This window comes from Xenorhabdus bakwenae, from assembly GCF_030272115.1.
Lineage (GTDB): Bacteria > Pseudomonadota > Gammaproteobacteria > Enterobacterales > Enterobacteriaceae > Xenorhabdus > Xenorhabdus bakwenae.
The window spans coordinates 2,493,169-2,505,850 of record NZ_CP119194.1; the positions used below are offsets into that span (position 1 = coordinate 2,493,169).

The 12,682-nt window shown below is 44.4% G+C and carries 14 protein-coding genes and 1 pseudogene; all 15 read left to right on the forward strand.

Annotated features, from left to right (window positions below; all coding sequences use genetic code 11):
- Positions 1-104: 104 nt before the first annotated feature.
- The gene (locus PXH59_RS12580; protein ID WP_285808661.1) at positions 105-590 is read left to right on the forward strand and encodes a cupin domain-containing protein; all 486 of its coding nucleotides are present in this window, start codon (positions 105-107) and stop codon (positions 588-590) included.
- A 525-nt stretch (positions 591-1,115) separates the two neighbouring features.
- On the forward strand, positions 1,116-1,505 hold the full coding sequence (locus tag PXH59_RS12585) for a hypothetical protein (RefSeq protein WP_047766646.1): 390 nt from the start codon (positions 1,116-1,118) through the stop codon (positions 1,503-1,505).
- Between the two features lie 89 nt (positions 1,506-1,594).
- Entirely contained in the window at positions 1,595-2,668 is a 1,074-nt protein-coding gene (locus tag PXH59_RS12590) for a methyltransferase (RefSeq protein WP_285808663.1), read from the forward strand.
- Positions 2,669-2,681: 13 nt separating this feature from the next.
- Positions 2,682-3,401 (forward strand): beta-ketoacyl synthase chain length factor, encoded by a 720-nt coding sequence (locus PXH59_RS12595; RefSeq protein ID WP_285808664.1) that lies wholly within the window; start codon positions 2,682-2,684, stop codon positions 3,399-3,401.
- A 1-nt stretch (position 3,402) separates the two neighbouring features.
- The gene (locus tag PXH59_RS12600; protein ID WP_434223318.1) at positions 3,403-4,194 is read left to right on the forward strand and encodes a lysophospholipid acyltransferase family protein; all 792 of its coding nucleotides are present in this window, start codon (positions 3,403-3,405) and stop codon (positions 4,192-4,194) included.
- Between the two features lie 18 nt (positions 4,195-4,212).
- Positions 4,213-4,470, forward strand: a complete 258-nt coding sequence (locus tag PXH59_RS12605) for a phosphopantetheine-binding protein (protein ID WP_285808665.1) — start codon at positions 4,213-4,215, stop codon at positions 4,468-4,470.
- A 14-nt stretch (positions 4,471-4,484) separates the two neighbouring features.
- On the forward strand, positions 4,485-4,733 hold the full coding sequence (locus tag PXH59_RS12610; protein ID WP_434223319.1) for an acyl carrier protein: 249 nt from the start codon (positions 4,485-4,487) through the stop codon (positions 4,731-4,733).
- A 56-nt stretch (positions 4,734-4,789) separates the two neighbouring features.
- On the forward strand, positions 4,790-5,344 hold the full coding sequence (locus PXH59_RS12615; protein WP_285808666.1) for a COG4648 family protein: 555 nt from the start codon (positions 4,790-4,792) through the stop codon (positions 5,342-5,344).
- Positions 5,341-6,741, forward strand: coding sequence for an acyl-CoA synthetase family protein (locus PXH59_RS12620; protein ID WP_285808667.1), 1,401 nt, complete (start codon positions 5,341-5,343; stop codon positions 6,739-6,741). Before PXH59_RS12615 ends, PXH59_RS12620 begins: the two co-directional genes overlap by 4 nt.
- Positions 6,728-7,087: an ApeI family dehydratase gene (locus PXH59_RS12625; RefSeq protein ID WP_047766652.1), complete on the forward strand. Its 360-nt coding sequence runs from the start codon at positions 6,728-6,730 to the stop codon at positions 7,085-7,087. Before PXH59_RS12620 ends, PXH59_RS12625 begins: the two co-directional genes overlap by 14 nt.
- A pseudogene (locus PXH59_RS12630) lies at positions 7,078-8,779 on the forward strand (glycosyltransferase family 2 protein). The gene PXH59_RS12625 and the pseudogene PXH59_RS12630 overlap by 10 nt, the downstream one beginning before the upstream one ends.
- A gap of 3 nt (positions 8,780-8,782) precedes the next feature.
- Positions 8,783-9,205 carry an acyl-CoA thioesterase gene (locus tag PXH59_RS12635; protein ID WP_047766654.1) on the forward strand — a complete coding sequence of 141 codons (423 nt, stop codon included), beginning with the start codon at positions 8,783-8,785 and terminating at the stop codon, positions 9,203-9,205.
- 56 nt (positions 9,206-9,261) lie between these two features.
- Entirely contained in the window at positions 9,262-9,825 is a 564-nt protein-coding gene (locus PXH59_RS12640) for a LolA family protein (protein WP_285811775.1), read from the forward strand.
- Positions 9,797-12,121, forward strand: coding sequence for an MMPL family transporter (locus PXH59_RS12645; protein ID WP_285808668.1), 2,325 nt, complete (start codon positions 9,797-9,799; stop codon positions 12,119-12,121). The genes PXH59_RS12640 and PXH59_RS12645 overlap by 29 nt, the downstream gene beginning before the upstream one ends.
- On the forward strand, positions 12,118-12,681 hold the full coding sequence (locus tag PXH59_RS12650) for a DUF3261 domain-containing protein (protein WP_285808669.1): 564 nt from the start codon (positions 12,118-12,120) through the stop codon (positions 12,679-12,681). The genes PXH59_RS12645 and PXH59_RS12650 overlap by 4 nt, the downstream gene beginning before the upstream one ends.
- Position 12,682: the final 1 nt, after the last annotated feature.

Below are 12,682 nucleotides of genomic sequence, written 5' to 3' on the forward strand. Positions count from 1 at the left end.
AACATTACGACGCCTAACTTATTTCCCTAATCGCCACTTAAAATGCAAAAAACATGAAAAATGCGGAATTATAGCAAGATAATCTAACGATACCCGGAGAATTAATGAACCCTATCATCAATCTAAAAAATCTTACCCTCAACTCTTGGAAGCAGGGCGAACTCTATGAGGGATCAGATATTTCCTTTGGGCAACAGCTTGGCCTTAAGCATTTAGGTATCACCTATAACGAAGTGCCGAAAGGCAAAAGTAGCTGCCCGTTTCACAACCATCATAGCGTGGACGAGCTTTTTTTTATTCTTGAAGGTAACGGTACTTACCGTTTTGGCTCCGATGAGTTTTCGATCGGGAAGGGTGATGTTGTAAGTGCTCCGGCGGGAGGGCAAGAGACCGCCCATCAAATAATCAACACCGGTTCAGTTCCATTGCGCTATCTTGCTATTTCAACAAATGTTTCAGCAGATGTGATTGGATATCCGGACTCGGGCAAGTTTCAGTCTGTGTTAAAGCAGCAAGACGGAAAGTTGCTTCATTTTGTTGGGCGGGTCAGCGACGAAGTTGATTATTGGGACGGAGAACCTGGAGCGTAACAACCTGGAGTGGTCTGGAAGACACGCTAAAATATTAGGTATATGCATCCTTGCCGATAATTCGGGATAAACGGCATTAATCTGGTGCTGCCACTTGAAATTTATTGAGTACATATTTTCTTTCATGATATCAATAAATTTGTTTCATTGATTATTTATGGAAAAAATAGCAGTACTCATATTTAAATATTAACCCAACAAATAACAACAGTGATTATTATCAACCTTTTTATCACTTACATTACTAAAAAATACATTCACAAAATCCATTGTCATTGATATAAGTATCCGCAAAATCAATATAAAATCCGATTCGATATTCAACCAACTAATTTTAAATTAACAGGATAAATAAATACACATAGACACAATCACAGTTAATAAATTCTAAAAATAAATAAAAAGTAGAGATAAAATCTATAATAAAGTGATGGATGTAGCAGTATTGTTGGAATTTATTTAAACTATTCTGCGCAACGTAACTATTTCACCATCTATATGGTCTTATTTACCATGAGAAAAATAATGAAAATTTCATATAAGCTATTAATCAGTCTGGCTTGCATTGTCTCTCTTGCAGGCTGCGCTCGTAACGTACCGATATTAACTCCCCAAACCACCATCGTGACAAAAAATTCCCTATCTTCCGTAAAAAAAGCAATATTGGAAGCAGGTAAGAACCGCAAGTGGGTAATGACTGAAGTCTCTCCTGGGGTTATTAATGGCTCACTGAAAAATCGTAAGCATGACGTGCAAATACGCATCAACTATACCGCCAAAAACTACTCTATCAATTATGTCAAGAGCCATGAATTAAGAGAGGGTGACGGAAAAATTCACCGCAACTATAACCGTTGGGTCAATAACCTAGATAGAGACATTCAGTTAAATTTATCCCTGCTAGCTAATAAATAAACACTTACTTTAGAGCCTATCCCAATCAATGAAAACATCCTGATGAGATAGGCTTTTTCTGGCTATAGACCTATTGGATATCTGGATATATGACCACACCCTATAATTATGAAAAAGATGAATTCAGTGCACTTGAAGCGATTACAGAAGCTCAACGCATTGCTTTCGCTCCTATGCTATTTCAAACAGCAATCGGACTGCGTGATTGCGGGATTTTATCTTTCCTGGATAAAAACCATAAAAATGGTGTAACTAAAGATGAAATTTGCAGCAATTCCGAATTAGACAGCTACGGTGTGGGTATTTTGTTAGATATGGGGTTGAGTGGAAGAATTATTCTCAAACACGATGATCGTTATTTCCTCAGTAAGATTGGACATTATTTGCTGCATGACAAGATGACTCGCGTCAATATGGATTTTACGCAAGACGTTTGCTATCAAGGGCTATTTCACCTGAAAGAATCTCTTCTGAAAAATAAGCCGGCTGGATTAAAAGTGTTCGGTGAATGGTCAACTATTTACCCTGCCCTAAGCCAACTACCCGAACCTGCGAAAACAAGTTGGTTTTCATTTGACCATTTTTATTCTGATTCCGCCTTTAATGCAGCATTGAAAACGGTTTTCTCCATGGATCCTAAAGTGATTTATGATGTTGGTGGCAATACAGGAAAATGGGCATTGCGCTGTTGCCAATATGACAGTAAAGTCAGTGTCACTATTCTGGATTTACCCCAGCAAATAAAATTGGCTGAAGAAAATATACGCAGCCAGGGAATGACTGATCGTATTTTCGGCCATCCTGTTGACATGTTATCGGATAACAATTTACCCACAGGCGCAGATATTTGGTGGATGAGCCAATTTCTTGATTGTTTTTCCGAAACACAAATTACAGGCATTTTACGCAAGATCGCCGCAGCGATGAAACCTGATGCTCGAATTTGTATCATGGAGCTGTTTTGGGACTGCCAGCCTTTTGAAGCAGCAGCTTATAGCCTTAATGCTACCTCGCTCTATTTTACTTGTATGGCAAATGGTAATAGTCGTTTTTACAGCATTAATGATTTTACCCAATTCCTCAATAAAGCTGGATTGGTTATAGAAAACCAAATAGATCAGTTAGGTTTGGGCCACACATTACTGATCTGCAAAAAACAGTAACAGACGGTATTTCATGAAATTGACATTGGATATTACAGACTGGCAAGCCATCGCTCCTGGACTTTCTCATATTGATGAGTGGAAGAAATGGTCTGCAACATTACCCGTCACTATTGATCAATCACGGCCATTAGAGAAATGCACCCAATTACCGATGATGACAGCCCGCCGCTTAAGCTCCGGCAGTCGCCTTGCTGTGGATTGTGGCTTGAGCATCCTACGTCGCAATCAGGTCGATGCCATTGTCTATACCAGCCGTCATGGCGAGTTGGAACGTAATTACCAGATATTGCAGAATCTGGCGCAAAAAGAGAATGTTTCGCCCACCAATTTTACCATGTCAGTTCATAACTCCTCTGTCGGTAATTTAACCATTGTCGCTAAGGCGCCTCTGGTTTCCTCTTCCGTTTCGGCAGGTATTGACAGTTTCCAGCAAGGACTATTTGAAGCGTTAACACTGCTTCATACGGGTCATCGTAAAGTTCTGCTTGTCGATTTTGAGGGCGAGATCCCCCGCTTTTATCACAATGTCATCGATGCCAAGACCCCAACCTATCCTTTTGCGGTAGCTCTGCTCCTGGAGCAAGGTACTGGCCTGCATTGTACAAAGCAATTTTCAGTGGAAACAGAACCGAGTCTTCCTCAAAGCCTCCAGTTTCTTCGTCACTGGTTGCAGGGTGAACAGAATTTCATTGTTTCAGGGGATCATTGCCAGTGGAATTGGAGCCGATAGGATGATGAAAAGGATTTCAATCAATATCATTGAACGCACTAACTGGCTCTGGCGTTTGCTCATGACCGGGTTGTGTTTTACCCTTTTTGGCCTGGGTGGGTTACTACTCTCTCTTATTTGGTTTAATTTATTGTTAGTTTTCCAACGCAATGAAGATAAACGCAGCCACCTTGCCCGCCACAGCATTTCATTGAGTTTTCGCCTGTTCCTTTTTTTGACCAAAAAATTAGGGGTACTGGATTACCATTTCAATGGATTGGATAAAGTCCGTGCGGATAAAGGCTGTTTGATTGTTGCTAATCACCCGACTTTGCTGGATTACGTTATTTTGGCATCGGCACTACCAGATATAGATTGCATCGTAAAATCTGCATTACTGCGCAATCCTTTTATCAGTGGCGTCATTCGTTCTGCACGTTACCCGGTAAACAGTGATGCAGAAACTTTGCTTCCTGTCTGTCGCGGGCGACTAGCTTCTGGTCACAATATCTTGATCTTCCCAGAAGGAACCCGCACGACACCGGGTCAGTCAATGACACTGCAACGTGGGGCTGCAAATATCGCAGTGCGATGTGAATGTGATTTACGGATCATACATATCACTTGCAGCCAAAGAATGCTGGACAAAAAAAGCCAGTGGTATCAAATCCCACCGAAAAAACCCATTTATACGATCACGATTGGTGAACAACTCACCAATGAAAATTTCGCGGTTGATACAGAAAACGGGCATGCCATCGCTGCCCGCCAACTTAATCGTCAACTTACTCAATTACTAACACCATCAAATTAATAGATGTCGGATACGATGATGCAAGAGTTACATATTGAAATAAAACAATTAATTATAGATGTCCTGAATCTGGAAGATATTACACCTGCGGATATTGAAACCGATGCCGCCCTGTTTGGCGACGGTTTAGGTTTAGATTCTATCGATGCTCTGGAACTGGGACTGGCCGTCAAAAATCGTTATGGCATCGTATTATCTTCTGAAAGTGAAGAGATGCGCCAACACTTCACTTCTGTCGCCTCGCTGGCGTCTTACATCCAGTCACAACAAGCATAAGAACAGGTGTCATCATGGAAAAACAAGCGATTCTTCAGGAAGTCTCCCAGCTACTGGTTCAATTGTTTGAGCTATCTCCCAAAGACATTACGCCTGAATCACGGCTCTATGAAGATTTGGAGTTAGATAGCATTGATGCCGTTGATATGGTTGTACATTTGCAAAAGAAAACGGGGCGAAAAATCAAGCCTGAAGCATTCAAGTCTGTTCGCACCGTGCAGGATGTCGTGGATGCCGTGGAACAATTGTTGCAAGAACAATAATCAGCAATAAACCATCAGAAAAGTAGAAAAAAAACGATAAACATGTGGGTAGTTCATTGATTTTATTGCTCCGTATTGCCAATGCCGTAATGTTAATCGCCTGGCCTTTTTTAGGCTGGGCGATGGTTCACTACGGACAATTTCATGCCATATTGATTGTTATTATTTTATTTTTTATTTTGCGATTATTGTCGAACAAACATCTGGCCTACAGTCAGCAGAAAACCAGTTGGGTATTATCCATAGCAGGGCTGACCCTGGGTTTAGCCAGCCTGTTTCTGCGCAACCACCAACTTCTTATGTACTACCCCGTGGTTGTTAATGCTGTTCTACTGATTCTGTTTAGCAACTCATTACGTTGCGGGCCTCCTATCATTGAAAGGATAGCCCGTATCAAAGAGCCTAATTTACCCCCAAAGGGTATTATCTATACACGTAAGGTCACTTACATCTGGTGCTTGTTCTTTATATTCAATGGCACAGTGTCACTTGGAACTTGTCTGTATAACAATATGACCCTGTGGACATTATGGAACGGCGTGGTGAGCTATCTATTAATTGGATTACTCATTTCCATTGAATGGCTGGTACGCCAACGGGTAAAAAAATGATGAAAGCACAACCTCTATCCCAATGGCTATCAGAGGATAATGGTCCCCAGCGGCTGGTCAGTTGGGGCAATCGGGGCAATCATCCTATCAGCCTGAATAAACTTCGGCAGGATGTCACCGTATTATATTTACGCCTGAAAAACCTGCACATAACAGAGCCAAAACGAGCAGCTTCCCGCTGGGCTTTGTGTTTTGAAGATAGTTATGACTTCTGTGTCGCCTTGCTGGCAACACTTCATGCCGGCAAAATCCCTGTTATTCCGGGTCATTGTCGCGAAGCCCAATTACAGGAGCAGCAATCTCTTTTTGATGGTGTATTGACGGATTTACCTCTGAGCTTATCTTGTCCTTGCTGGCAGATTACATCGTCTAATCCAAAAATTGATACGACAGAAAAAACTTCACCTAACATTACATTACCAGCCATCTCACCAGATGCCACTTTGGTGATGTTCACTTCTGGTTCGACAGGTATTCCTCAAGCAGTGATCAAGCCCATTGCCGTCATGGATCTTGAATCCCAATGGCTGGCTTCTCTGTGGGGAGACAAGCTACAATCCTGCATTGTCAGAGCTTCGGTCAGCCACCAGCATTTATATGGTTTAACATTCCGCATCTGGCTACCCATGTCACTGGGCTTAACATTTGATCGCAAGATAGTAGAATTTCCTGAGCAGCTTACCAATAGCCCACGCTGTGCACTGATCAGTAGTCCCGCTTTCCTACAACGGCTTGATGACAAACTCCCCGGCCCTGATTGCACGTTTGTCGTTTCTGCGGGTGGGCTTTTGCATTTCACCGATGCGGAAAAAGCAATGCAGTGGTTCAACACGCCGCCTAATGAAATTTATGGCTGTACCGAAACCGGCATAATGGCCTGGCGAAGCCGTAAAACGGACAATGCAGTCTGGACCACATTTAAAGAAGTGTCATTCCAGGAAGATGAAGAAAAGAATGTGCGTGTCTATTCTCCTCTTCTTCCTGAGCCTTTTGGTCTGATTCTGGATGATCAGTTTGCCTTCGATAGCCAGGGTAATTTTGCTCTATTAGGGCGCCGAGATCGTCTGGTGAAAATTGAAGAAAAACGCATTTCCCTGTCAGAAATCGAACGCCGTCTGTGTGACATTTCAGGGATCGCTGACGCAGCGGTATTGCCGATTAATCGAGGTAAACGCAATAGCATTGGTGCGGTAGTCGTTTTAGATTACGAAACCGGCAAACGTTATCAACAGCAAGGAATTCATGAACTGTCACAAGATTGGCGTCATCAGTTAAAACCTTGGCTGGAATCTGTCGCATTGCCACGTTATTGGCGAGTCGTTGAAGCCATTCCCTTAAATGCCCAAAGCAAACGCTCATGGCCTGCATTACAGGAACTATTTAATGAAACCCATTGAAATTCATCACGAGCAACCTGCCCCCAATGAGGTCATTGTACAACTGTATTTAGATCCCAATCTGGATTGGTTCCGAGGGCATTTTCCCATTCAGCCACTTCTGCCGGGCGTGGCTCAAATCGATTGGGTCATGCATTATGCTCAACCCTTGCTGACACCAGACTGGTCTTTCTCTTCGATTGAAATGGTGAAATTCCAGCGTCCTTTGCTACCAGGCAACAAACTGCTATTGAACATCAAATGGGATGAAAAAAAACACCTGCTGGTCTTCCATTATGACTTAGAAACCCAGAATGGAAACGAAGGCCAGACTGCAAGCCAGGGAAAAATAAAGCTATGTCGTTGAGCGCGAATACAATTACTCTTTGCGTGGTTATTCCTTGTTATAATCACGGCGCGACCATGCCTGCGGTATTGGAAAGATTATCCCCTTATCGTCTCCACTGTTTTATCGTGGATGATGGCAGTGAAGTCGAGACTCAACATCGCCTCGAAGATTTAGCACAATCCGTTCCTGATGTCACACTTATCCGCCTTGAACATAATCAGGGCAAAGGTGGTGCAGTCATGGCAGGAATGCGGGCAGCGGCGGATTCAGGGTACAGCCATGTTTTACAAGTTGATGCCGATGGTCAACATTGCCTGGAAGATATTCCCCTGTTTTTGGCAAAGGCACATCAGTATCCCGATCACTTGATTTCCGGTAGCCCGCAATATGATGCTTCCGTGCCCAAATCCCGCCTTTATGGACGCTATATCACCCATTTCTGGGTTTGGGTGGAAACCCTGTCTTTGTCTATTAAAGACAGTATGTGTGGCTTTCGTGTCTATCCATTGGCACCTACGCTACAACTGTTGGCTGACAAAAATGTCGGGCATCGCATGGATTTTGATATCGAGATCATGGTGCGGCTTTATTGGCAGGGAACAGAAAATGAATTTGTGCCAACAAAAGTCACTTATCCTGAAAATGGCCTATCCCATTTTGATGCATTGAAGGATAACCTTAGCATCTCATGGATGCATACCCGCCTGTTTTTCGGCATGTTACCCCGCATTCCTTCACTATTATGGCGTAAGCGCTACCATTGGTCAGATATTCAAGAGCGTAAGGGGCTGTCTGGCATGAAGTTCATGCTAGCGGTTTACCGATGGTTTGGACGCAAGCCTTTTGAATGGTTGCTTTATCCTGTTGTTGGTTATTTCTGGCTAACTGGCGGTCTACAACGCCAGGCATCCCGCCAATATCTTGAGAGACTGAAAAAAAACCTTGCAACACAGAGGTATTGCTACTCCACAAGGCCTTAATAGTTATCGCCATTATCTGCGTTTTGGCCAGGCCATGCTGGATAAAATCGCCAGCTGGCGGGGTGACTTGAAATGGGGAAAAGATATTGAATTTGCGGAGGGTGCAGAACACACATTGTTGGATGACAATTCAGGCGGGAAATTGTTGTTGGTTTCGCATTTGGGAGATATTGAAGTCTGCCGGGCACTGGCACAACAAGCGGGTAAACAGACTATCAATGCACTGGTTTTTACTGAACATGCTCAACGTTTCAAACAGGTCATTGAAGAAATTTCACCACAAGCGGGGATCAATTTATTGCCAGTCACGGATATAGGGGCTGATACCGCTATCATGCTGAAAGAAAAAATTGACGCTGGCGAATGGGTAGCCATTGTCGGTGATCGGATTGCCGTTAATCCTTCCAGAGGCAACACTCAACGCATCGTATGGAGTCAATTCCTTGGCTATTCTGCCCCCTTTCCGCAAGGGCCATTTATCCTCGCTTCCGTGTTGCACTGCCCTGTGCTGCTGATGTTCGCTCTTCGGCAAAATAACCAATTCAAAATTTATTGTGAGCATTTTGCCAATCCCCTTGAATTGCCACGTAAACAGAGAGAACAAGCTTTGCAGCAAGCGGTGGATCTCTACGCTTCCCGACTGGAACATTATGCCCTGCAATCCCCGCTGGATTGGTTTAATTTTTTCGATTTTTGGCAATTGCCGTCTGCCCGAACCAATAAGGAATAAAAAATGCTGACTGATCCTCGTTTTACTGCCGAGGTTGAATTGACAGTGCCATTTCATGATGCTGATCCCATGGGCGTTGTTTGGCATGGAAATTACTTTCGCTATTTTGAAATTGCCCGTGAAGCCCTGATGAATCAACTCAATTATGGTTATCGAGAAATGCGTGAATCCGGCTACATTTGGCCTGTCGTTGACGCCAAAATCAAGTACCGCGCCCCCGTCCTCTTTGAACAAAAAATACGCATCAGAGCGGCCATCGAAGAATTTGAAAACCGCCTGAAAATTGCCTATCAAGTTTTTGATGCAGCAAGCGGCGAAAAAACCACTGTCGGCTACACCATTCAGGTCGCCGTTTCTCAAGAAACACAGGAAATGGGCTTTATCAGCCCAGATATTCTATTCGAACGTATGGGGATGAAGCCGTGAAAAAATGGCGCTGGATATTGCTGTTCCTGACAACAAGCTTCATAGCAATCAATAATATGGCATATGCCATCACCCTTGAGGAATTACAACAGCGGTTTGCTCACCAACCCGTTGTGCGAGCGCACTTCACACAAGTGCGGCAAATTCAAGGTATGTCTCAACCCCTGTCTTCCAGTGGTCAAATGCTGGTTTCACAACATAAAGGACTATGGTGGCATCAGCAAAAACCGTTTCCACTGACACTGTTGCTGGATGACAACCATATGGTACAAGCCATATCAGGGCAAACACCCCAAGTGGTCACCGCTGATTCTAATCCACAACTGTTTCAGTTCAACCATCTGATGCGAGCGCTGTTTCAGGCCGATCGTGCTGTGCTGGAAGAAAATTTCAAAATCGAATTCAACGACCTTGGGCAGGAAAAATGGCGCTTGGTACTGACACCCAAAACATCTCCTTTGGATAAGCTTTTCACGGCGATTACGCTAAACGGTCAAACCCACCTTGATGCTATTTTACTGACTGATCGCCAGGGAGATCGTACAGAACTCTCTTTTACCCAACACCAATTAACGCCAGAGACGCTGAGTCATGAAGAAAAGCAACACTTCAAATTCTGAGCCACGTCGGCGGGCACTACTCTGGTTGTTAACATGCACTATCCTGCTGATATGGCTGGCCATCTTGTTACCTCAATCTCGCCTGTCCACCAGCGTATTGGCATTATTGCCGGCGCAAAATGCGGGAAACATGCCTCCCGCCTTGCAAGAAGAGTTCATGCAACGTCTTGATCGCCAATTGGTGTGGATGGTCAGTCCGGGAAAAAATGGGGAGACTGCCCCTGCACAATACTGGCTGGAGCATTTGCAAAAAACGCCATTTCTGACCAATGTCAAAGGGCCAATGACGGCAGAGCAACAACAAGCATGGGGGCGTTTTTACTATGAACACCGTAATGCAATGCTCGATCCTGCTACCCGTGACAGGCTGAAAGATGATGGTAATCAGCAAGCAAACTGGATCTTATCTCAGATTTATTCCGCCTTTTCTGGTGTCAGTGGAAAAGAACTCAATAATGATCCCTTCATGCTGGTCAGAGGCTCACAACTGGCACTCCAGCAGACATCCAGTCAATTACGGCTTCAAAGTGGCTGGTTAGTTGCCAAAGATAATTCGGGAAGAAGCTGGTACTTACTTCATGGCGAGCTAAAAAGCGCTTCCTTTGATATGCAGCAAAGCCATCATGCTGTCACTGAGTTGAGTCAGATACAGCAGTCTCTGGAAGCTCAATTTCCTGATGCTAAAGTGATTTCACGGGGAACCCTGTTTTACAGCGATTACGCCACCCAACAAGCAAAACACGATATTTCAACATTGGGCAGCGCCACAGTGCTCGGTGTATTGCTACTCATCTACACTGTTTTTCGCTCCCTGAAACCTTTATTGCTGTGCGTTCTCTCCATCAGTATCGGTGCTTTGGCTGGTACTGTCGTAACGTTAGGGATCTTTGGCGAACTGCATTTCATGACGTTGGTGATGAGCATCAGTATTATCGGCATTTCCGCTGACTACGCTATTTACTATCTAACAGAACGCATGGTACATGGTCAGGAAATGACGTCATGGCAAAGTATGCAGAAAGTCTTGCCTGCCTTATTAATGGCATTGGCAACCACTGTCATTGCCTATCTAATCATGATGCTTGCACCTTTTCCCGGTCTACGCCAATTGGCGGTGTTTGCTGCTGCGGGGTTAACCGCTTCCTGCTTAACCGTCATTTGTTGGTATCCCCGACTTGCTAAAAACCTGCCCGTACGCCCCATTCCGGCCATGATCATGTTAATGCGTTGGCTGGCATCATGGAGACGCAATCGGCTGTTTTATATGGGATTACCTATAATGTTGGCGATTTTTGCCGTACTGGGAATTTCCCGTTTGCAGATCAATGATGACATTGCCCAATTACAGGCGCTACCACAAGATATCCATCAACAGGAAAAACACATTTCCGCGTTAACCGGACAGCGCAGTGATCAGAAGTGGTTCGTTATTTATGGCGATAATGCAGAGCAAACATTGCAACGGCTGGAATCCTTTATTCCCAAATTGGATACAGAAAAACAGCAAGGTAATATCAGCCATTACCAACGGTTTCCTCTCTCCTCTCTTGCTCAACAACATCAAGATCTTGCGCTGATCAAGGCGGCTACACCCAATATCGTAGCTCGGTTGACAGAAGCAGGATTAACAGTGAAACAACCAGATACTCACGCTATGACTGTGACGCCGAATGACTGGCTTAACAGTGCAGTTAGTGAAGGTTGGAGGTTGATGTGGATAACCCTGCCAAATGGCCACAGCGGCGTTCTGCTCCCGGTCACTGGCGTTAAAAACAGTGTCTTGATGCGTCAATTGGCAGAACAACAGGAAGGGATCAGTTGGGTTGATCGCAAGCTGGCTTTCGATGAGATGTTTCAATTCTATCGAACCATACTTGGCTGGCTGTTAGCAGGTTCAATCATCCTGATCGCTACCAGTTACATAGCACGGCTTGGCCTGCGTCGTGGCGTCATCAGCATATTACCATCACTGCTGTCCCTCGGCTGTGGGCTGGCGGTTCTCGGTTTTAGTGGTCATAGCCTTAACTTATTTTCAATATTAGCTCTGGTTCTGGTGCTGGGTATTGGCATCAACTACACCCTGTTTTTCAGCAATCCTCGGGGCACTCCGCTAACCTCTCTATTGGCGATCAGCGTAGCAATGTGTACTTCATTGCTCACGCTGGGCATGTTGATGTTCAGCAACACTCAGGCAATCAGTAGTTTTGGTATCGTGTTATGCAGTGGGATCTTTACGGCTTTCCTGCTATCACCACTGGCAATAGCGAAACACCAAAAAAGGGAGAAGCAATCATGACACGGTTACTCATCCTGTCTTTGACCTGCCTGTTGGCAGCTTGTACGAGCGCACCACAAAACGGCCCCCCCAGTGCATGGCTGAAACCGGGTGTCCGTGTTTTATTACCGGAGCCAACCATAACGCCTGCCATTAATGAACAGCAATTGTTAACAGCTACCGTAAAAGGCAAACAACAATCATTGATTGTGCTGCTTAATGCTGATAAGCAACACCTGTCACTGGCAGGGTTGTCTTCGTTAGGTATCCGGTTATTCAAATTAGATTACGACAAAAATGGCGTTCATACCGAACAATCTATTGTCTTGCCGGAACTTCCCCCTGCCAACCAAGTCTTGGCCGATATTATGCTCAGTTACTGGCCAGCTTCCGCTTGGCAAAATCGATTGCCTGATGGCTGGAGGCTCAAAGAGAGCAGCAATCTCCGACAACTCTATGATAAAAAAGAAAAATTAATCACAGAAATTTATTATGATACCCAAAATGGCAAACGACGCCCGATTCGCGTCCAGCAATTCGTTTTCGGTTATGACATTGCCATTCAGCATTTAGAAGAGTAAG

Bases quoted from the DNA above. Each gene is read 5' to 3' on its own strand.
- PXH59_RS12580 (WP_285808661.1), top strand. From the start codon at position 105: ATGAACCCTATCATCAATCTAAAAAATCTTACCCTCAACTCTTGGAAG.
- PXH59_RS12585 (WP_047766646.1), top strand. From the start codon at position 1,116: ATGAAAATTTCATATAAGCTATTAATCAGTCTGGCTTGCATTGTCTCT.
- PXH59_RS12590 (WP_285808663.1), top strand. From the start codon at position 1,595: ATGACCACACCCTATAATTATGAAAAAGATGAATTCAGTGCACTTGAA.
- PXH59_RS12595 (WP_285808664.1), top strand. From the start codon at position 2,682: ATGAAATTGACATTGGATATTACAGACTGGCAAGCCATCGCTCCTGGA.
- PXH59_RS12600 (WP_434223318.1), top strand. From the start codon at position 3,403: ATGATGAAAAGGATTTCAATCAATATCATTGAACGCACTAACTGGCTC.
- PXH59_RS12605 (WP_285808665.1), top strand. From the start codon at position 4,213: ATGCAAGAGTTACATATTGAAATAAAACAATTAATTATAGATGTCCTG.
- PXH59_RS12610 (WP_434223319.1), top strand. From the start codon at position 4,485: ATGGAAAAACAAGCGATTCTTCAGGAAGTCTCCCAGCTACTGGTTCAA.
- PXH59_RS12620 (WP_285808667.1), top strand. From the start codon at position 5,341: ATGATGAAAGCACAACCTCTATCCCAATGGCTATCAGAGGATAATGGT.
- PXH59_RS12625 (WP_047766652.1), top strand. From the start codon at position 6,728: ATGAAACCCATTGAAATTCATCACGAGCAACCTGCCCCCAATGAGGTC.
- PXH59_RS12635 (WP_047766654.1), top strand. From the start codon at position 8,783: ATGCTGACTGATCCTCGTTTTACTGCCGAGGTTGAATTGACAGTGCCA.
- PXH59_RS12640 (WP_285811775.1), top strand. From the start codon at position 9,262: ATGGCATATGCCATCACCCTTGAGGAATTACAACAGCGGTTTGCTCAC.
- PXH59_RS12645 (WP_285808668.1), top strand. From the start codon at position 9,797: ATGAAGAAAAGCAACACTTCAAATTCTGAGCCACGTCGGCGGGCACTA.
- PXH59_RS12650 (WP_285808669.1), top strand. From the start codon at position 12,118: ATGACACGGTTACTCATCCTGTCTTTGACCTGCCTGTTGGCAGCTTGT.